A 21,604-nucleotide genomic window follows, 5' to 3' on the forward strand; every position below is an offset into this window, starting at 1 on the left:
GCTGTTGCAAAATGTGCAATAGTTGCCTGAGAGGTGAAAAACTTCAGTTGTTGCAAAATTAGCAACAACTGTCACCGCCCCATTATTGGTTTAACCTAACAAATTTGCGACTTCAATCAGTCGCAATTTATCCAAATACAGCTAATGTCACTTTGGTAATAGTTATACAGTGAGAATGAAATTTTAATTGGATTGGTAAGTCGCTTAGGGATAATAGTACGATAAATGCAATGAGTTTTCTATAAATGAGTATTGCAGAATATGAAATAAACCAATAGTCTAATTAGTGAGCGATGGCGGTGTCATCGCGCACTAGGCGAAGTTTTGAGTATCTCAGGGTTTTGCCAATACACAATTTTTTTGAGGTTCTGTAGGGAACTTAAGAGGAAATACTAAATGACTATTCTAGCTCCAGAGGAAGTGCTACCTCGCGCCAATTGTACTATCGTGCGCCATGAATCATACGGTTCTACTAGTACAAATCAAACTGAGATCGTACGCTCTATCAAGGCAAACTTTGATAACGACTCTCATGTCCAAGCCTTTACAATTGCTGTTCATGCCAACCCTGAGGGTTCGCCACAAGAGCAAGAACTGGCTTACCTCATTGAATACAGTGATGGGCATATAGAGTTGTTTGATAAACACTCGATGTCGATCAATCGTTCTCCGAGAGAAAGCGAAGTTCTCTCGATGATCCGAACGCTTGTTTACTTGGGTTTTGGCGATCGCCTGTTTTACTGCACGAAACGTCTATATACGCAGGTTTTTCAACAACCCCCGCTCTTAACTGTAACTGTGATTAAGGCGAAGGGTGTTAAGTCACTGCTCCCTCATTGGCATGAGTTTACGTCGGTGAATAATGAAGCTTATAAAACTTACTCTAAGTCTATTTATAAAGCAAAGGAGTGGGACAAAATAGCTGAGTTGACGCAAATCTCAATCAACGAGGCTCAAGCTCTCAGCTCAATTGATTTCGTTCACAATCTTCGTTCTGATGATGAGGTTATCGCTGGATATGTCGGGCGTAGCTTTAAGAAGTGGATCTTTGTTTGTCGTCGTGGACGAAAGGCTTACTTGACCTTTTGTGACGAGCGTACAATTCATTTGGCTTACCACTCCATTGTCGGCAAGTACAATATGAAAGCTTATGGTGATTTCATAAAAGAAAGTGTTGAAGAGAGCAACGCTCAGCGCTTAATTAGTGTTAATCAAGGGCAGTTCATCACTGATTTTAATGAACACCATCATAAGTGGTTATTTGGGCGCGTAATAGATAACTTGGTGGTGATTTAAAATTGTTTAGAACGAAGGAGGATATTATCCTCCTTTTTTCATTAATACCTACCAAGTTTCGGGCTCGTTCCGGGACAAAAGCGCCATAGAACATCCACTCTAAAACATATGTGCCCCAAAACTGGTTAGAGCAAATGCTCTATTTGAATATCCCCCTCTCAATTTAGAGTATGAATAAATGAATGTTCATGCAATTCACTTAATTTGGGGACTAACTTAAATAGAGCTTGTTTACTAGAGAGGTTGCTATGTAACCAACTAATTAGAAGCCGTGCACAATGCGCTACCTATATCATTGTCCATTCCTCAATTTTCTCATATTCTCTCACCATTAATTTTGATGAATAAAACCAACATGAGATAACACTCTGAATGGTAGACCAAATTTTAACCTTGAAAGAGGTGGCTGCTTACCTAAAGTTGGCCGAAAAAACAGCATATAGATTAGCGAGTGAAGGAAAGCTTCCTGGTTTCAAAGTTGGCGGCTCTTGGCGCTTCAAACGTGAAGACCTTGAAGCGTGGATAGAAGAACAAAAAAGCTAAGACTGACTAATCTCAAAAATACCGAATTACTTCAATGGGCGACTATCTTTTCAAAGTCGCCCAACAGTAGAAATGAATTGAGCAGAACATGAATAAACAACAACTAGCAGCAAAAATCTGGGAATCAGCAAACCAGATGCGTTCAAAAATCGAAGCCAATGAATACAAAGACTACATCTTAGGCTTCATTTTCTACAAATATCTGAGCGATACCCAAGTAAGCTTCCTTATCGAGCAAGGGATGACACAGGATGACATCAAAGCATTGGTCGAAGATGACACAGAAACAGTAGATTATATTCGAAGAGAGAAAGGGTACTTCATTGCTTATGACAACCTATTCTCGACTTGGGTGGATTCAAGCACAGAGTTTGATGAGTCTAATGTTCGCGATGCACTGTCAGCCTTTAACCGTTTGATCAACAAAAAACACAAAAAACTGTTTGAAGGTATATTCACCACGTTAGAAACGGGGCTGAGCAAACTGGGGGAAACCTCTGGTAAGCGAACCAAAGCAATCAGCGACTTACTTCACCTCATTAAAGCCATCCCGATGACGGGTAATCTTGGCTATGATGTGCTGGGTTACATCTATGAATATCTGATTGAAAAGTTTGCCGCCAATGCGGGCAAAAAAGCGGGCGAGTTCTATACGCCGCATGAAGTCTCGCTATTGATGTCTGAAATCACCGCGCATGAGCTCAAACATAAAGATGAGATTGAGATTTACGATCCAACCAGTGGTTCGGGCTCATTGTTGATTAACATTGGTAGCTCAGTGGCCAAATACGCTAAGAGCAAAGATGACATCAAGTATTACGCTCAAGAGCTCAAGCAAAGCACCTACAACTTAACTCGTATGAATCTGATCATGCGTGGTATTTTGCCAGATAACATCACCACCCGTAACGGTGATACGCTAGAAGATGACTGGCCATACTTTGATGAAAGCAATCCACAAGAGTCTTACCAACCTCTGTATGTGGATGCAGTGGTCTCTAACCCGCCGTATTCACAAAAGTGGGACCCAGAAAACAAAGAAAACGATCCGCGTTACGCACGCTTTGGCCTAGCACCAAAAACTAAAGCCGACTTTGCGTTTCTGTTGCATGACTTATACCACCTAAAACCCGATGGCATTATGACCATTGTACTGCCACACGGTGTCCTTTTCCGTGGGGGTGAAGAGGGCGAGATCCGTAAACAACTGATCGAGAACAACCACATTGATGCCATCATCGGCTTACCAGCCAACATCTTCTTTGGTACGGGTATCCCAACTGTAATTTTAGTGCTCAAGCAGAAGCGTGAAAACAATGACGTATTGATTGTGGATGCCTCAAAACACTATGTGAAAGAAGGCAAAAACAACAAGCTGCAAGACTCAGATATCAAGCGCATCACCGATGCTGTGATTCATCGCCAAGATAATGACAAGTTCTCGAAAGTGGTGAGCAAGAAAACCATTCAAGAAAATGAGTACAATCTCAATATTCCGCGCTATGTGGACTCATCACCCGCTGCGGAAACGTGGGATCTTCACGCGACCATGTTAGGCGGTATTCCAAATCGTGAAATAGCCGCCCTAAAAGAGTACTGGGATGCCTTGGCAGAGCTTCATGATGCGCTGTTTAGCGCGAAATCATCCGATTACAGTGAGTTAGCGGTTGAGAAGAGCCAAGTGCAAACCACCATTGCACAGCATCCACAACTGCTTGCGTTTATTGACGCATATAACCAAGCATTTGATGGCTTTGATGACTACCTAAAAACCACCTTAATTGAGGGGTGGGAAAGCGTAAACCGCAACCGACAACAAGCGCAATTGAGCGTTGAACTGTTTGCGCGTATACAGCCGATTACTTTGGTGGATAAATATCAGGCTTACCAGCTGCTTAGTGATCAGTGGCAGATTATTAGTGCCGACCTTGAAATGATGCAAACCGAAGGGTTTAAGGCAACGACGCAGGTTGACCCGAATATGATCATCAAGAAAGTCAAAGGCAAAGAGACCGAGGTGCAAGACGGCTGGAAGGGCCACATTTTGCCGTTTGATTTGGTACAAAAAACGCACTTAAACAATGAACTGCTGGCCTTAGCCAAACAAGAGGCTCGCTTAGCAGAGATCTCCTCACTGTTTGAGGAGATTTTAGAGTCACTCTCTGATGAGGAAAAAGAAGCGGAAACCGTAAAAGAGTCGGGTGATGGTTTTGCCAACGCGCAAGTCAGCAAAGAAGCCAAGGCATTAGCGAAAGAAGCGAAAACAAACGGTTCATTTGATGAAGAGAGCTATGAAGCGAAAATCATCAAGGTTGCCGCGCTGATTGAAGAAGAGAAAAAACTCAAGAAATCCTACAAAGAAGCGGAAACCGCACTGCACCTAAAAACCAAAAAAACAATTGAAGAGCTAACTGATAGCGAAGTGAATTATCTCCTAGCACTCAAGTGGGTAACACCACTATGGAATGAGCTGACCGCTATGCCAGGTGCTGTGGTTAACCGCTTAACCAATAAAGTGCAGTGCCTTGCCGACAAGTACGCCGTGACCTATTCCCAAGTGGCGAGTGAGATTCAAACTTCAGAAAATGAGCTCGCAGAGATGATGGGTAAATTAACAGGCAATGAGTTTGATATGCAGGGCTTAGCGGAACTGACTAAGTTGCTGAAGGGCGAGTAACATGAGTATGACTAAAAACGTACCTGACATTCGCTTTGATGGCTTTAGCGGTGAATGGGATGTAGTACCTTTCTCTGAGTCGTTTTCTTTTTTGTCTAGCAATACTCTTTCTAGAGCAGAGCTTAATTATGAAGGTGGCAAGGCAAGAAATATTCACTATGGGGATATTTTGGTTAAGCTTGGTGACGTGATAGATGCGCAAGGGACTGATATTCCATATATCAGCTCAGATGAGCTAGTCTCTAAAATGTCTGCCACTAAGTTGCAAGATGGAGATGTCTTATTTGCAGATGCAGCAGAAGATGAAAGTGTCGGTAAGTGTATTGAAGTAACTAATGTCGGTGAAGAAACGGTCTTCTCTGGCCTGCACACTATCGCCACTAGACCAAATCAGTTCTTTGCTACTAATTACTTGGGGTATTACCTAAATTCAGGCTCATTTCATCATCAGCTACTGCCTTTAATGCAAGGTACCAAAGTTCTTTCTATTTCTAAAAAATCAATAAGTAAAGTAGATGTAAAGTATCCAAGCGATAGCCTAGAACAGGGGGATATCGGCAATTACTTCCGAAAACTTGACAGCCTAATAAACCAACACCAACAAAAGCACGATAAGCTCAGTAACCTGAAAAAAGCAATGTTGGAAAAGATGTTTCCAAAGGTAGGTGAAAGTGTGCCGGAAATTCGTTTTGATGGGTTTAGTGGGGAATGGACGGTCAAAAACTTCAGTGAAGAAATTGAAATGTTTAGTGGCTTAACTTACTCACCTAACGATGTCCAAAAGGCTGGGGTTCTAGTTATTCGATCATCTAATGTGAAAAATGGACAGCTCGTTCAAGCAGACAACGTATATGTTGACCCTGAAGTGGTTAATTGTAGCAATGTAATAAAAGGAGACATTGTAGTTGTTGTCCGTAATGGCTCTAGATCATTAATTGGCAAGCATGCACTTGTCACTTCAGATATGGAGAATACGGTTATTGGTGCCTTTATGACTGGTATTAGAAGTGCGCAACCTGAATTTATAAATGCTTTATTGGATACAAATATGTTTAAAGCAGAAGTTGAGAAAAATCTAGGTGCGACAATTAACCAGATTACAAACAGTGCTTTTAAGAGTATGAGCTTTAGGTTTCCAACGAATGATGAAAAAAGACAAATAGGCAGTTATTTCCAAAAGCTAGATAGCCTTATCAACCAGCACAACCAACAAATCACCAAACTTAAAAATATCAAGCAGGCATGCTTAGATAAAATGTTCGTGTAACAAGGATAGCCGATGACCATTTTTAAAAGAGAAGCGGATTTTGAACAAGCCTTTATCGAGGTACTAATTGATAAAGGTTGGGAACGCGAGGTTCTTAAAAACAAAACCGAAGCCGACTTGCTACAAAACTGGGCAAACATTTTATTTGAGAACAACCGCCAGCGTGATCGTCTCAACGATGTGCCGCTCACCAGCGGTGAGATGCAACAGATCATTGAGCAAATCAAAGAGCTTAAAACCCCGTTTAAACTCAATGGGTTTATTAACGGTAAAACCGTTGCGATTAAGCGCGACAACGAGAATGATCCAGAACATTTGGGCAAAGAAGTCAGCTTAAAGATCTACGACAGACAAGAGATAGCAGCAGGGCAAAGTCGTTATCAAATCGTGCAGCAACCTAAGTTTGAGCGTGGCAGCCCACTGCGTAATGATCGCCGTGGTGACATTATGTTGCTGATCAACGGTATGCCTGTGTTCCACATTGAGTTAAAACGCAGTGGCATTCCAGTTAGCCAAGCGGTGAACCAAATTGAGAAGTATTCCAAGGAGGGGATCTTTAGCGGCTTGTTTTCACTGGTGCAAGTGTTTGTAGCCATGCAGCCAGAAGAGTCGAAGTATTTCACCAATCCAGGTGCCGATGGCAAGTTCAACCCTGATTACCAATTTAACTGGGGCAATGTGAACAATGATCCGGTCAATCACTGGAAAGAGGTGGCATCGAAACTGCTTTCGATTCCGATGGCACATCAGTTGATCGGCTTTTACACTGTTGCAGATAATACCGATGGGGTACTCAAAGTGATGCGTAGTTATCAATACTACGCCGCTAATGCTATCTCAGATAAGGTTGCGAAAACCAAATGGCGGCAGATTACTTCGAATGCTGATCGGCTTGGTGGTTATGTTTGGCATACCACGGGCTCGGGCAAAACCATGACCAGCTTTAAGTCTGCTCAGTTAATTGCCCAATCTCGTGATGCCGACAAAGTGGTGTTCTTGATGGATCGCATCGAGCTTGGTTCGCAGTCGCTCAAAGAGTACCGCAACTTTGCAGATGACAGAGAAGAGGTGCAAGCCACAGAAAACACCGATGTATTGGTCACTAAGCTAAAAAGCTCAGACCCCAAAGAGACATTGATTGTTAGCTCTATTCAAAAAATGAGCAACATCTTTGAAGCGGTTGACGATCAAGGCACTGCTACCAACTCAGCTGATATTGATCTCATCCGAGAGAAGCGAATCGTATTTATTGTTGATGAGGCACACCGTTCAACGTTTGGTAACATGCTCACCGTCATCAAGAGTACTTTCCCTAAGGCGCTGTTTTTTGGCTTCACCGGTACACCGATTCAAGGTGAAAATGAGATAAAGGGTACAACCACCCCCGATATTTTTGGCGATGAGCTGCACCGCTATAGCCTTGCCGATGGTATCCGCGATAAAAATGTGTTGGGTTTTGACCCATACAAAATACGCACCTTCAAAGAGCGGGAACTCAGGCAAGCGGTCGCTTTGCAGCAGGCAAAAGCGCAAACAGTGGCTGAGGCAATGGCAGATCCCAAAAAGAAGAAAAAATTTAACCACTTTATGAACGATGTGCCGTTGGCTGGGGTACGGTTGCCTGATGGTAGTTATGAAAAAGGCATTGAAGACTACGTACCGAAAACTCAATATGAAACGGATACGCATCAAGAGCAAGTTGTCGCAGATATCATTGAGCAGTGGGAAGTATTAAGCCAAGCGAATAAATTTCATGCCATTTTAGCAACCAGCAGTATTGCAGAAGCGATCGATTACTATCGTCGATTTAAAGCCGACAAACCTGAGCTCAAAGTGTCGGCGCTGTTTGACCCTAACATCAACAATGAAGGGGAAAATAGTGTGGATGGCTGCGCAGAACGCGGTCCAACCTTTAAGGCGGACGGCCTTGAAGAGATCATGGCGGATTACAACGCGAAGTTTGGTCAAGACTTCGACTTCGGCCGCCACGCCAAGTTCAAGCAAGATATGGCGGCGCGGATGTCGCACAAAAAGCCGTATGAAGGCATCCATAAAGAGCCAGAGAAGCAGCTTGATTTGATGATAGTGGTTGACCAGATGTTGACGGGTTTTGACTCTAAATGGGTGAATACGCTCTATTTAGACAAGGTGATCAAATACCAGAACATCATCCAAGCTTTCTCACGCACCAACCGTTTGTTTGGACCAGATAAGCCGCATGGCACTATTCGTTATTATCGCTACCCAGACACGATGGAACGCCATATTGATGAGGCAGTGAAGCTCTATTCTGGAGATAAGCCTTTAGGCCTGTTCGCGGACAAGTTAGACAGCAACATTGAGGCGATGAATGAAATCTTTGCTGAAATCCAAACCGTATTTAACAATGCGGGCGTGCAAGATTTTGAGCATCTGCCAGAAGATGACGAAGCCTGCGCGAAATTTGCAGCACTTTATCGCGATTTCAACAAACACCTTGAAGCCGCGAAAATTCAAGGTCTAGATTGGACAGATGATTCACTAGAGTGTGGTGAGCAAGTGTATCTTGGTTTGGCTCTACGGTACCGAGAACTGGCAAGCCAAAGTGAGCGCGATCCCAGCGGCTCAAAATCAGATATTCCATTCGATATCGTGGGCTATTTGACTGAAATTGATACGGGTCGAATCGATTCGGACTACATGAATAGTCGATTCGAGCGTTATTTACGAGTTTTGAGCAGTGGTGTTAGCGCAGAGGAGACAGAGAGGACGCTTAATGAGCTGCATCAGTCGTTCTCATCCCTCACACAAGAAGAGCAACGATATGCCAAGTTGTTTTTGAATGACTTGCAGCGCGGTGACGCTCGCCTTAGTGAAGGCAATAGCTTTAGAGATTACATTAATCGCTATCAAAACCAAGCAGAGCGTGCCCGCATCGATGGTATTGTGAATGCGCTAGGGTTAGACAAAGACTTATTGTTGCAACTCACCAATGGGGTAATCAACGAAGAAAATCTTAATCGTTTTGGGCGTTTTGATACTCTAAAATCCACTGTAAACAGAGATAAAGCGAAAGCGTTCTTTGAGCAGTTGGAAGGAAGAACGATTCCACCATTTAAAATGAATATGCTCATCGATAAGCACCTAAGAGCGTTTATCTTTGAACAGTCGGAAGTGTTTAATGTGGATGAGCCAGCTAACTTTGATGCTCAATAGCCATTGAGTCTAGATATCACTGAGGTTTTCGTAGCTGATTGTATTGAAGACTGCCCACAAAATACACTCTATGTTATAGATAAGTGAAGAACTCGTTAATTCCTGCGCTCGCGGGCATTTTATGAATACCTTGCTGGATCACAGCATCCAGCACCTCAATTACAAACTGCTGCTTTGCTCTTTGTAGTTACCTGATCTGTTCTATAGTAAGCATCAAAGTGTTCGGTTTTATTGAAAAATATTCACCTTTCAATAGCGGTTGATTTTTTATGCTTATTGGTTGATTTTTTTTATGAAATGATGCCTTCTTGTGATTTCATTATTTTGAGCCTCTATTCTAACGAACAATTGTCCAAAGACGTACTGGGACTGCCAAGGGCACCCTCAATCACACATTGATAAGCCCACGCATGGGCTAATATACAAAGATTCTATTTGTTTAATGCTTTACAACTATCAACTACCGCCAGCAAAACCTAGTTGGCGCCAAGCTTCATAGGTAACAACTGCAACAGAATTAGAGAGGTTCATACTTCTTGCATCGGGTAGCATTGGGATACGTATGCGCTGCTCTTCTGGAATGGCATTGCGTACATCATCTGGAAGGCCTGAGGTCTCGGCACCAAATAAAAGAACATCACCTTCTTGGTAACTCGGCTCATCATGAGGTCGTGATCCCTTTGTGGTTAAAGCAAAAATCCTACGCTCCCCCATAGCAGAAAGAAATGAATCGTAGTCTGAGTGAACAGTTACTCTTGCAAGATCTCGATAGTCTAATGCCGCACGACGCAATTTTTTTTCCTCTAAATCAAAACCCAGCGGCTCTATGAGGTGTAAATGACAACCATTATTAGATGCCAATCTAATGATGTTGCCTGCGTTTGCTGCAATCTTGGGTGTGAACAGTGCGATATGGAACATTTTGCTAAGATTTGTTTTGGTAATGATGTCTCTAAAATATACCGAGATTTAGTGATTATTTCACAAATTTTTTTACATCAGTTTTTTACACACTCACTAGTAGACTAGGCTTATTGAAACGTAATGAAATAGCACATTCACTCACTCACGTGTAAAAAATCACCCGTTTTTTTGGTGCTTATAACTATTGACATTATTCGCCTGTGTGCTAACTGTGGTGCGAATCTGCACCTGATTGAGCCACTGGGTTTCGATCTAGAAGAGAAGAAAGTCCGCCGCGCAGGTTTGGATTACCACGATTTGGCTCGCGTGACGCGTCATAAAAATTATCAAGCATTCTTGGAATACTTAGAGAAAGAGAAACAAGGCAACTACCGCCTGTTTGCATGTACGACCAAGACCACAGGTCATCACGTCGATGCAAAATACCAAGAAGGCGATGTTTTGATGTTTGGTCCGGAAACGCGTGGTCTGCCAGCAGACGTGATCGATAGCCTGCCAATGGAGCAACGTATCCGTATTCCAATGATGCCGGACGCACGCAGCCTAAACCTATCTAATGCCGTAGCTATCATTGCGTTTGAAGCGTGGCGCCAGATGGGCTTTGAAGGCGCGTTGTAAGCACAGCAAATGACAGATACTAAAAAGGGCGCTGAATGCGCCCTTTTGCTTTTTTTACTTACCGATTGAATCAGTTGAGCTTGTTACGATCATTGTCGTCTTTACGCTCGTATTCACCTTCGAAGGTGTTGCCGTTATCCGATTGAGAATCAAATGGGTCACGACGGAATGGGTCTTGCTCAAATGGACCTTGGCTTGAGAAGCCACCTTGAAAGCCGCCACCATTTACCGTCTTCACCACCATCTTGCTCATTAAGTATTTCGCAATCGCCGCTCGTGGGGCTGGCAATAATACCAACATACCCAATGCGTCGGTCATGAAACCTGGGGTTAACAACAGCACACCGGCAACCGCCAGCATCACACCTTCAAAAATCTGTTGAGCTGGAAGCTCACCTTGCTCTAAGCGACCTTGCACCGACATTAGCGTCTGGATGCCTTGGCTACGTACCAAAGACGCACCAACAAATGCAGTAATCAACACCAAAGCAATCGTAGGCCAGAGACCTAAGAAGCCTCCCACCTGAATAAATAGGCCGATTTCGATGATCGGGACGAAAATAAACGCCAATAATAAGATAGGAAACACATGCCCTCCTTTGTTGAATTCAGTGTAATGGCAAAAGCCTACTAAGCTCAAACGAATCGTTGTAAAAAAGCGTGTTCACCCTGGGGAGAATGCATTGTGCAAAAAACGCCCTTTGAACAAAGGTGCATATACAAAAATTGATCGTTGAAAAGTGCTATTTTCGGACTCTTAAAATCCATGTTTGTCGAGGAAAAACATCTACCCATAAAGGGTTATTAATATCCCGTTCATACTTTGCAAATTATTGACGCATTAAAAGCGAAAAAGGTGATCCACTTACTATTTTTATGCGCTAGGTGCAGTATGATGTGCCACATAAGTCAGGACGGTTTTTCCAGCCAAAAACTCTGATGAATGGATTCTTGATTGCAGAAATGGCTAATAAATAACTTAAATATCAGAATTATTATCTAAGGATCCTGTTATGGCTACACTATCTGATGCTCCAAAGACAGCAAACCAAGCCACTCGTATTGAAGAAGATCTATTAGGCCAACGTCATGTCCCTGCCGATGCTTACTACGGCATCCACACACTTCGCGCTATCGAAAACTTCAACATTTCAAGCACTACCATCTCTGACGTACCTGAATTTGTACGTGGCATGGTAATGACTAAGAAAGCCGCTGCACTAGCAAACAAAGAGCTAGGTGCGATTCCAAAAGACGTTGCTAACTACATTCTAGAAGCGTGTGATTTGATCCTTGAAACAGGTAAGTGCATGGATCAGTTCCCTTCAGACGTATTCCAAGGTGGCGCAGGCACGTCAGTTAACATGAACACAAACGAAGTTATCGCGAACGTTGCACTTGAACTGATGGGCAAGGAAAAAGGCCAATATGAGTTCATCAACCCGAACGATCACGTTAACAAGAGCCAATCAACAAACTGTGCGTACCCAACGGGCTTCCGTATCGCGGTTTACAACAGTGTTCATCAGTTGATGGAAGCGATCGAATACCTAAAAGGCGCATTCGAGCTTAAAGCACAAGAATTCAAAGATGTGTTGAAGATGGGTCGTACTCAGCTTCAAGACGCGGTTCCTATGACTGTAGGTCAAGAGTTCCACGCATGGGCAGTAACACTAAACGAAGAAATTCGTGCCCTAGATTACACATCCAAACTACTACTAGAAATCAACCTAGGGGCAACGGCAATCGGTACTGGTCTAAACGCACCAACTGGTTACCAAGCACTAGCAGTGAAACACCTAGCGGAAGTCACTGGCGTTGAAGTGGTTGCAGCAGAAGACCTAATCGAAGCAACCTCTGACTGTGGTGCCTACGTGATGACGCACGGTGCGCTGAAACGTCTAGCAGTGAAACTATCGAAGATCTGTAACGACCTTCGTCTACTTTCTTCTGGTCCACGTGCAGGTCTTAACGAACTGAACCTACCAGAAATGCAAGCAGGCTCTTCAATCATGCCAGCTAAAGTAAACCCAGTTATCCCAGAAGTAGTAAACCAAGTTTGCTTCAAAGTTCTAGGTAACGACAACACGGTTTCTTTCGCAGCAGAAGGTGGCCAGCTACAGCTTAACGTAATGGAACCAGTTATCGCACAAAGCGTGTTCGAGTCTATCTCTCTACTACACAACGCGTGTGTGAACCTACGTGACAAATGTATCGATAGCATCACTGTGAACAAAGAAGTTTGTGAGAACTACGTTTACAACTCTATCGGTATCGTAACTTACCTAAACCCATACATCGGTCACCACGAGGGCGATATTGTGGGTAAGATCTGTGCTGAAACAGGTAAGAGCGTACGTGATGTGGTTCTAGAACGCGGTTTATTAACTGCAGAAGAGCTAGATGACATCTTATCGGTTGAAAACTTCATGCATCCGACTTATAAAGCGAAACGCTACGAGTAATCGTATATGTAAAGGGGTCCCTAACGGGGCCCTTTTTTAGGCTCTGATACGGTTAACCACATTTTTTATGCGCTTTTTATTGCCGTAAGCCGATCAGGTTCTGATTTTCTGAACACTTACTCCTGTTCCTGAGTGCTCAAAAAATCAGAATCATTAAAAAACTAAAAGAGGTATCAATATGGTAATGGTCGAACTCTTCGTGGTTCTGCTCTTCATCTATTTGGGGGCAAGAATCGGTGGTATCGGCATTGGTTTTGCCGGTGGTGCTGGGGTAATTGCATTGTCTTTAATCCTAGGCGTACCGACAAGCCAAGCTTACATCCCTGTCGACGTAATCCTGATCATCATGTCTGTAATTACCGCTATCGCAGCAATGCAAGTGGCGGGTGGTTTGGACTGGATGGTTCAAGTTGCAGAAGACTTTTTGCGTAAACATCCCGAACGCATCACTTTTTACGCGCCTATCGTGACATTCCTAATGACACTGATGGCGGGTACAGGTCATACCGCTTTCTCTACTCTACCTGTAATTGCAGAAGTAGCAAAAGGTCAAGGCGTTCGCCCTTCTCGTCCACTGTCTATCGCGGTAGTTGCATCGCAAATCGCTATCACAGCATCGCCAATCTCAGCGGCAGTTGTAGCGTTCGCAGCAATGCTTCACCCATTCGGCGTTGACTACTTGACGCTACTAGCGATCTGTATCCCAACAACGTTCATCGCTTGTATGATCGGTGCATTCGTTGCGAACTTCATGGGTAGCGAACTTAAAGACGATCCTGAATACCAAGACCGTCTAGAGAAAGGTCTGATTAAGCTAAACACTGAATCTAAGCGCGAAATCCTGCCAACAGCGAAGAAAGCGACATTTATCTTCCTAGGTGCTATCGCATTCGTAGTGTGTTACGCAGCAGCAATCTCTGGCTCTGTTGGCCTTATCGAGAACCCTGCTCTAGGTCGTAACGAAGCTATCATGACGGTAATGCTTGCAGCTGCGGCAGCTATCGTAATGAGCTGTAAAATCGACGCAGGCAAAATCCCAGCAGCAGCAACATTCCGCTCTGGTATGACAGCGTGTGTGTGTGTTCTTGGCGTAGCATGGCTAGGTTCTACGTTCGTTAACGCGCACGTTGACGGCATCAAAGAAGTGGCTGGTGCGCTACTAGCAGACTACCCATGGATGCTAGCACTTGTTCTATTCTTTGCTTCAATGCTGCTTTACTCGCAAGGTGCAACTACCGTTGCGCTTATGCCAGCAGCACTAGCAATCGGTGTGGCACCACTTACCGCAGTTGCGTCTTTCGCAGCAGTAAGTGCATTATTCGTACTACCAACCTATCCAACGCTGCTTGCGGCAGTTGAGATGGACGACACGGGTTCAACTCGTATCGGTAAATACGTATTCAACCACCCATTCTTTGTACCTGGTGTGGTAACCATCGCTTCTGCGGTAGCACTTGGCTTCGCATTCGGTGGTCTGCTGATCTAGTAGAAACAGAGTCTTACTCGGGGAGCTTCGGCTCCCTTTTTTATTGCCTGTCGCATTGGAGAGCGCTTAACAAATCTTCACTTCCATGAAACTTATTGGCTAGTCAGCAGGTCTGATTGAGTTACACTAACGGCAATTATCTAAGATGAATTGAACCTTTTATGCGTGCATTACTCTCCGTCTTACTCTTAGGGCTTATTACCTTCTCTGCGCCTTCTTTTGCTTTGTTTGGCAATGATCAGTTAAACAACAGTCAAAGCAACGCTTTTGGCAGCAGCAACGATACCTTTGTACCTGTCGATCAGGCTTTCCCATTCAACTACTACCAGCAAGACGGCAAATTAATGTTGGATTGGCAGGTACGTGATGGTTACTACCTGTATCAAGAACGCTTGTCGGTAGCGGGCGAGAAGGTGTCGTTAGACGAACTGCAAATGGAAGACGGTACGCCGCATGAAGATGAATTCTTTGGTGATGTGCATATCTACACTCAACCTCTCTTCGTCACCGTACCAATGCATGATTGGCAAGACGGTGCGCGCGTGGTAGTGCAATACCAAGGCTGTGCGAAAGCAGGCTTCTGTTACCCACCAGAAACTCGCGTGATTCCTATCAACGCGTTTACTTCGTCGAGCTCAGATTCAACAGCGGCGACGACAACACCAAAAGCAGAGCAAGCACCAACAGCAACGCCACCAGCGGCGCAATCATCTAGTTCTAGCGACACACCATCGACGCCAGTAACACAGCAAGATAGCCTTGCCGCAAACCTAGCTGATAACTGGTGGACGCCACTTCTGTTCTTGGCGCTTGGTGTGGGCTTAGCATTTACGCCATGTGTTCTGCCGATGTACCCAATTCTGACCAGCATCGTGCTTGGCAGTGGCAAATTGAGCCAACGCCGCGCGCTAGGTTTGTCGTTTGTCTACGTGCAAGGCATGGCGCTGACTTATACCCTACTGGGCCTTGTGGTGGCGTCTGCGGGCATGCAATTCCAAGCAGCGATGCAACACCCTTATGTGTTGATTGGTTTGAGTGTGCTGTTCGTGACGCTCGCCCTGTCTATGTTTGGCGTTTATAACCTGCAACTGCCAAGTGGGGTACAAACTTGGTTAAACAACCTCAGCAACAAACAACAAGGTGGTAGCAGCGCAGGTGTATTCGCCATGGGTGCGATTTCTGGTCTGGTGTGCTCCCCATGCACCACGGCTCCTCTGTCTGGTGCGCTACTTTACGTTGCACAAAGTGGTGACTTACTGACAGGTGGTATCGCGCTCTATGCACTAGCAATGGGTATGGGTATTCCACTCATTCTTGTTGCAGTATTCGGCAACAAACTTCTGCCAAAAGCAGGAGGTTGGATGGATCGCGTTAAGACTCTGTTCGGCTTCATTCTACTGGCTGCTCCTATCTTCCTACTTGAGCGCATCTTGCCAGAAATGTGGGCTACGGCATTGTGGTCAGCACTGGGTATCGCGGCTTTTGGTTGGCTATACCACATCAAAAACAGCCTAGAATTTGGCGGCTGGAAGCAAAGCGCAGTAGGCATCATTTCTGTGCTTGGTTTGTTTGCTTCTGCTCAACCAGCATTGAACTATTGGTTTGGCGGCAACACCACTACACAAACTCAGCAAGCAACAGTGAGTTTTACTCGTATTGCTAACGTGGCTGAGCTTGAGGCTGCACTTGCTCAGGCGAAACAAGTAGGTAAACCAGTGATGCTGGATTTCTACGCCGACTGGTGCGTAGCATGTAAAGAGTTCGAGAAGTACACCTTCCATGACCCAAGCGTCGAAGCCAAACTACAAGACTTCGTTCTTCTGCAAGCGGACGTAACTAAGAACCAAGTGCAAGACATCGAGCTGCTTAAACATATGAATGTACTGGGTTTACCAACGATTGAATTCTGGGATGCCAATGGCGAACATGTTTCAAACGCTCGTTTGACGGGCTTTATGCAAGCCGAGCCTTTCCTAGAGCACATCAACCGATTCTGATGATGAATCATTCAAACGCCAGTGATTATTCACTGGCGTTTTTTGTTGTCTCAATAAAACTGAGAAAGTTGCGTTTATATGCAATTTTTCTAATAAAAGTCGATTTAGTTCAGACTTTTAGCGGATAAATATTGTCCACATTCTTAAAGGTGGACAATAATTCCATTAACGAAATAGTCAAAAGTGTTTAACGTCATGGATTCGACCTACACCATTATCATCGCTGATGATCACCCGCTGTTCCGCAATGCCTTGTTCCAATCGGTACACATGGCTGTGAGTGGTGCTAACCTTCTCGAAGCGGATACGCTGGATGCTCTACTCGCGTTGCTGGAAAAAGAAGAAGAGCCAGATTTGGTGTTGTTAGATCTCAAGATGCCAGGCGCAAATGGCATGTCGGGGTTGATTCACCTTCGTGCTGAATACCCAGATATCCCAGTGGTGGTGGTATCTGCCAGCGAAGAAGCAAGCGTGGTCACTCAAGTGAAAAGCCACGGTGCGTTCGGCTTTATTCCAAAATCGAGCGACATGCGTGAGCTAGTCAATGCCCTTAACCAAGTCCTTAATGGCGACCCATACTTCCCAGAAGGCTTGATCACCAATAACGCAGCTTGTAATGACTTGGCAGAAAAAATTGCCGCACTTACCCCTCAGCAATACAAAGTGTTGGGCATGCTTTCCGATGGCTTACTCAACAAACAAATCGCTTACGAGCTCAATGTCTCAGAGGCCACCATCAAAGCCCACATGACCGCAATTTTCCGCAAACTGGGCGTGAAGAACCGAACTCAAGCCGTCATCCTACTGCAGCAAATGGAACCCGAGCAGTAATGTGTTAGTAAATATATCTAATTCACATTTATATGACGCAAAAAGAACAACAAACGTTAAAATAAAAAGGCTGCACCACGCAGCCTTTTTCATCCCTCTGTTAAACCGCTAACTCTGGGAGGTCATACTTTGCTAAGTATTCTCGTCACTCAGTTCGTCGTACTCTGGGCCGTCATCGACCCGATTGGTTCAGTACCCGTTTATCTATCACAAACTCAGCACCTTACGGCAAAACAGCGTCGTCTCGTCGCGTTGAAAGCCATTGCTATTTCAATGGGTGTGCTGCTGTTCTTTCTTATTGCCGGTCAGTTGTTGCTGGAAGCAATGCAAATCCCATTACCCGCGTTCCAAGCCGCTGGTGGTTTAGTGCTATTGCTGTTTGCATTGTCGATGATCTTTGGTGAGAGCAAGCCAGAACAAGAGCAAAAACTGGGTGAAGAAGTCAGCCACTCCGATCTCGCTGACTTAGCTGTTTACCCTCTTGCGATTCCTTCGATTGCGTCGCCGGGTGCCATGATGGCCATAGTGATGCTCACCGATAACAACCGCTACTCTTTCGTCGACCAAGCAATGACCGCAGGCGTCATGATTGCGGTACTTCTGGTTACCCTATTCTTGTTACTGGGTGCAAACACGATTCAAAAAGTGATTGGTAACGTAGGCGCAGCCATCATCAGCCGCGTAATGGGGCTTATCCTTGCTGCTGTTGCACTGAATAATTTGCTGCTTGGTATAAAAGATTTCTATGTTAATTGATAAAACTCTTAGACCTTTGGCTAATTTAACATCAAATTAACATCACACTTTTATTCCCACTTCTTCTCAAACGCCCTAAAAATGGGCGTTTTTGCTTTTTAGCATCCCGACTAAAGTTGAAAAGAGTTCTTGCCAGTGCCTTGCTAATGTACATGTTGAAACATTTTTTTAACAACAATACCAATCGTAAGGAGACGGCAATGGCATTTGAAAGCGAAGAAAGAGCCAAAGCCTACTGGGACAAGAACGTGAAGCTCATGATTACCCTGATGGTCATCTGGTTCGTAGTGTCTTTCGGCTGCGGCATTTTATTTGTCGACGTACTTAATCAATTTCAATTAGGTGGATACAAACTCGGGTTCTGGTTTGCTCAACAAGGCTCCATCTATGCCTTCCTAGGTATTATTTTCTACTACGCGTGGAAAATGCGCCAAATCGACCGTGAATTCGGCGTAGATGAGTAAGGAGTAACTCAGATGGATTTGAAAACTATTACCTATCTGGTGGTTGGCGCGACGTTCGTCCTCTACATCGGTATTGCGATTTGGGCTCGTGCGGGCTCAACTAAAGAATTCTATGTAGCAGGCGGCGGTGTAAACCCTATCGCTAACGGCATGGCAACCGCAGCAGACTGGATGTCAGCAGCATCGTTCATCTCAATGGCAGGCTTGATTGCCTTCATGGGGTACGGCGGTTCAGTCTTCCTGATGGGCTGGACAGGCGGTTACGTACTGCTTGCACTTCTGCTTGCGCCATACCTACGTAAGTTCGGTAAGTTTACTGTGCCAGAATTCGTAGGTGAGCGTTTCTACTCTAACGCAGCGCGTATCGTAGCAGTTGTGTGTCTTATCATCGCATCAGTGACTTACGTTATCGGTCAGATGAAAGGTGTGGGCGTGGCGTTCGGTCGTTTCCTAGAAGTGGATTACTCAACAGGTCTACTGATCGGTATGTGTATCGTATTCATGTACGCCGTAATGGGCGGCATGAAAGGCATTACCTACACGCAGATTGCTCAATATTGCGTACTCATTCTTGCTTACACTATTCCTGCAATCTTTATCTCTCTGCAACTAACAGGTAACCCACTACCACAGATCGGTCTAGGTAGTACCATCCAAGGCACCGATGTCTATCTACTCGATCGGCTCGACCAAGTGGTCACCGAACTCGGCTTCAGTGAATACACCACTCAAGTTCGTGGCGACACGCTAAACATGTTCGTGTACACCATGTCACTGATGATCGGTACGGCGGGTCTGCCACACGTAATCATCCGTTTCTTTACCGTGCCTAAGGTTCGTGATGCACGTACATCAGCAGGTTGGGCACTAGTTTTCATCGCTATCCTTTACACAACAGCACCTGCAGTATCAGCAATGGCACGTCTAAACTTAATGGATACCGTTAACCCAGCTCCGGGTCAGCACCTTGCTTATGATGAGCGTCCTGACTGGTTCAAGAACTGGGAGAAAACAGGTCTACTAGGCTTTGATGATAAGAACGGCGACGGTCTGATCGAGTACACGTCAAACCCAGCAACCAATGAGCTGAAAGTTGACCGTGACATCATGGTACTAGCAAACCCAGAGATTGCTAAGCTACCTAACTGGGTTATCGCACTTGTCGCAGCAGGTGGTCTGGCGGCAGCACTATCGACAGCTGCAGGTCTACTACTGGCGATTTCGTCCGCAATATCTCATGACTTAATCAAAGGTGTGATAAATCCGAACATATCCGAGAAGAAAGAGCTGCTCGCGAGCCGAATCTCCATGGCAGTCGCCATCGCAGTCGCCGGTTACTTAGGCTTGAATCCGCCAGGGTTTGCAGCCGGTACGGTAGCGCTCGCCTTCGGTCTGGCGGCATCCTCCATCTTCCCTGCGTTGATGATGGGTATCTTCAGTAAGAGCATCAACAAAGAAGGCGCAATCGCGGGTATGATTGCGGGTATCAGTATCACGCTATTCTACGTATTCCAGCACAAAGGCATCCTATTTGTTGCTGACTGGACTTACCTACAAAGCTGGGGTCAGAACTGGTTCCTAGGCATCGAACCAAACGCATTTGGTGCAATTGGTGCTGTGTTCAACTTCATCGTGGCATTCGCTGTATCGAAAGTAACGGCAGAAACACCACAAGAAGTAAAAGACCTAGTCGAGCACGTACGTGTACCAGCAGGCGCTGGCGGTGCGGTAGACCACTAAAATATAACGCAAACCACAAAAGCCCCGCTTGGGGCTTTTTTATTCACTTAACTTATTCTAATAATTAGAGATTCCCTGAACCGTAGCAAGGAAGCATACCAATGCCATTGATTGTATGTTCAGGGGTTACGCGGAAAAAATCGCTTAGAACAAGGCAAAGATTGCTGCAAGCTAGTTGCTCTAACTTCAAAATCTTTAACGAAGTTATTAGCGATTTTAGCCAGTAAAAATGAACAGATAATTGATGGGATTAGTATTTTATGTTCAAAAACAAGCACTTTATTATCGCTCTGTTGATCGCCCCGATTCTGTCTTTAATCGCTTATTTCGGTACAGACATGGCTCTTAGTGAGAAACCTCATGCCGCTAAAGAAGGGGAAAGCTACAAACTGGCCAGCAAGTCGAATTGCCGTTATACCAGTGGCTTATGTGATATGGAGAACGGCGACTTTAAAGTGAAGTTTCGCTCAGAAAAGCTGACTCAAGATAGCCTAGAGTTGTCTTTACATGCGGCTTATCCACTGGAAGGGGTGAAGGTTTCGGTCGTGGATAGCCAAGAGCAAAACGCACAGCCAATTGACATGACGCCAGCGGATCAAGCCGGACAAAACTGGACCATCACTTTGCCTAAGCCTGCATCAGCCGAGAGTTGGTTACGTGTTGCGATTCAATCTGAAGGCACGCTCTACTACGGTGAAACGCAAACAGCGTTTGTGAAATACGAAACCCTGTTTACGGACAAATAACTTACTTGCTCCATAAGGCTTGAAGACGCATTTGAGCCAACCTTATCTCGCGAAAGAATACCGAGCTTAATTGTAGGGATTGAGCTCTCCCACTTCAGCCGATACTGAGTCCGAGTATCGGCTTTTTTTGTTGTGTTATTTCCTCAAAAAAGCTGTGGTTGCTAATCGACAATTAATTGATAATAATTATCATTATCTTAAGTATCGAGGTAACTATGGACAGCAGCCAAGCCATCTACAACGCCTTTTTTAAAGCGCAAGACCGATTCCTTCATGTGTATGCGCCAAGCGGTTTCGAACCCGATGTGATCCATGATTACATCCATTGGGGTATGGTGCTGTCGTCCATCTACGATCACGATGCAGAGCACGAAAACCTGTTGCTGTGCGAGCTGTATTTGCGCCAAGTCTACTTCCATCTACTTGATGCCATTCAGGACCCTGCGCGCAGCCGCATCTTCCGCCGAGTCTGCCTCGATTCTATTCACACTCCGCTACTTTGTCTCAAACGTTACTACTACCAATTTGAGGATGGCGATGTGAAATTTCTCTCATTACAACAACAATTACGTCTGATACAGACGCCACTCGATTAAACA

The 21,604-nt window shown here is 44.9% G+C and carries 17 protein-coding genes; 15 read left to right on the forward strand and 2 right to left on the reverse strand.

Annotated elements, in window-relative coordinates; translation table 11 throughout:
- Positions 1-396 precede the first annotated feature (396 nt).
- The 5 genes from OH459_RS25340 (at position 397) to OH459_RS25360 (ending at position 8,978) form a co-directional block, all read left to right on the forward strand.
- Positions 397-1,296 (forward strand): hypothetical protein, encoded by a 900-nt coding sequence (locus OH459_RS25340; protein WP_269989362.1) that lies wholly within the window; start codon positions 397-399, stop codon positions 1,294-1,296.
- Between the two features lie 372 nt (positions 1,297-1,668).
- Positions 1,669-1,839 carry a methylation-associated defense system helix-turn-helix domain-containing protein MAD1 gene (mads1, locus tag OH459_RS25345; protein WP_258476957.1) on the forward strand — a complete coding sequence of 57 codons (171 nt, stop codon included), beginning with the start codon at positions 1,669-1,671 and terminating at the stop codon, positions 1,837-1,839.
- 88 nt (positions 1,840-1,927) lie between these two features.
- The gene (locus OH459_RS25350) at positions 1,928-4,516 is read left to right on the forward strand and encodes a type I restriction-modification system subunit M (protein ID WP_269989363.1); all 2,589 of its coding nucleotides are present in this window, start codon (positions 1,928-1,930) and stop codon (positions 4,514-4,516) included.
- Position 4,517: 1 nt separating this feature from the next.
- Positions 4,518-5,783 (forward strand): restriction endonuclease subunit S, encoded by a 1,266-nt coding sequence (locus tag OH459_RS25355; protein WP_258476954.1) that lies wholly within the window; start codon positions 4,518-4,520, stop codon positions 5,781-5,783.
- A 12-nt stretch (positions 5,784-5,795) separates the two neighbouring features.
- Positions 5,796-8,978, forward strand: a complete 3,183-nt coding sequence (locus OH459_RS25360; RefSeq protein WP_258476952.1) for a type I restriction endonuclease subunit R, EcoR124 family — start codon at positions 5,796-5,798, stop codon at positions 8,976-8,978.
- A gap of 456 nt (positions 8,979-9,434) precedes the next feature.
- Here the strand turns inward: OH459_RS25360 and OH459_RS25365 are convergent, their stop codons facing one another.
- Complete coding sequence (locus OH459_RS25365; protein WP_258476951.1) at positions 9,435-9,899, reverse strand: tRNA (cytidine(34)-2'-O)-methyltransferase; 465 nt, start codon at positions 9,897-9,899, stop codon at positions 9,435-9,437.
- A 174-nt stretch (positions 9,900-10,073) separates the two neighbouring features.
- Between OH459_RS25365 and OH459_RS25370 the strand changes: the two genes are divergently transcribed.
- Positions 10,074-10,520 carry a tRNA (cytidine(34)-2'-O)-methyltransferase gene (locus OH459_RS25370; RefSeq protein WP_269989367.1) on the forward strand — a complete coding sequence of 149 codons (447 nt, stop codon included), beginning with the start codon at positions 10,074-10,076 and terminating at the stop codon, positions 10,518-10,520.
- Between the two features lie 70 nt (positions 10,521-10,590).
- Here OH459_RS25370 and OH459_RS25375 read toward each other — a convergent pair whose 3' ends face one another.
- Entirely contained in the window at positions 10,591-11,109 is a 519-nt protein-coding gene (locus OH459_RS25375) for an FxsA family protein (RefSeq protein ID WP_045485586.1), read from the reverse strand.
- A 424-nt stretch (positions 11,110-11,533) separates the two neighbouring features.
- Here OH459_RS25375 and aspA point away from each other — a divergent pair, with 424 nt between their 5' ends.
- The 9 genes from aspA (at position 11,534) to OH459_RS25420 (ending at position 21,601) form a co-directional block, all read left to right on the forward strand.
- The gene (gene aspA / locus OH459_RS25380; RefSeq protein ID WP_269989372.1) at positions 11,534-12,985 is read left to right on the forward strand and encodes an aspartate ammonia-lyase; all 1,452 of its coding nucleotides are present in this window, start codon (positions 11,534-11,536) and stop codon (positions 12,983-12,985) included.
- A gap of 178 nt (positions 12,986-13,163) precedes the next feature.
- Complete coding sequence (locus OH459_RS25385; RefSeq protein WP_005448277.1) at positions 13,164-14,471, forward strand: anaerobic C4-dicarboxylate transporter; 1,308 nt, start codon at positions 13,164-13,166, stop codon at positions 14,469-14,471.
- Positions 14,472-14,632: 161 nt separating this feature from the next.
- Positions 14,633-16,468: a protein-disulfide reductase DsbD gene (locus tag OH459_RS25390; RefSeq protein WP_269989374.1), complete on the forward strand. Its 1,836-nt coding sequence runs from the start codon at positions 14,633-14,635 to the stop codon at positions 16,466-16,468.
- Between the two features lie 195 nt (positions 16,469-16,663).
- Positions 16,664-17,299, forward strand: a complete 636-nt coding sequence (locus OH459_RS25395; protein WP_005448275.1) for a response regulator — start codon at positions 16,664-16,666, stop codon at positions 17,297-17,299.
- 129 nt (positions 17,300-17,428) lie between these two features.
- Positions 17,429-18,055, forward strand: coding sequence for a MarC family protein (locus tag OH459_RS25400; RefSeq protein WP_005448274.1), 627 nt, complete (start codon positions 17,429-17,431; stop codon positions 18,053-18,055).
- A 200-nt stretch (positions 18,056-18,255) separates the two neighbouring features.
- Positions 18,256-18,519, forward strand: a complete 264-nt coding sequence (locus tag OH459_RS25405) for a DUF4212 domain-containing protein (protein WP_005448273.1) — start codon at positions 18,256-18,258, stop codon at positions 18,517-18,519.
- A 12-nt stretch (positions 18,520-18,531) separates the two neighbouring features.
- Positions 18,532-20,259 (forward strand): sodium:solute symporter family protein, encoded by a 1,728-nt coding sequence (locus tag OH459_RS25410; protein ID WP_005448271.1) that lies wholly within the window; start codon positions 18,532-18,534, stop codon positions 20,257-20,259.
- 260 nt (positions 20,260-20,519) lie between these two features.
- The gene (locus OH459_RS25415) at positions 20,520-21,005 is read left to right on the forward strand and encodes a hypothetical protein (protein WP_009707868.1); all 486 of its coding nucleotides are present in this window, start codon (positions 20,520-20,522) and stop codon (positions 21,003-21,005) included.
- A 215-nt stretch (positions 21,006-21,220) separates the two neighbouring features.
- Positions 21,221-21,601, forward strand: a complete 381-nt coding sequence (locus tag OH459_RS25420) for a hypothetical protein (protein ID WP_017190957.1) — start codon at positions 21,221-21,223, stop codon at positions 21,599-21,601.
- Positions 21,602-21,604: the final 3 nt, after the last annotated feature.

Origin of the sequence: Vibrio sp. MM46, from assembly GCF_027587135.1 — a bacterium.
GTDB lineage: Bacteria > Pseudomonadota > Gammaproteobacteria > Enterobacterales > Vibrionaceae > Vibrio > Vibrio harveyi.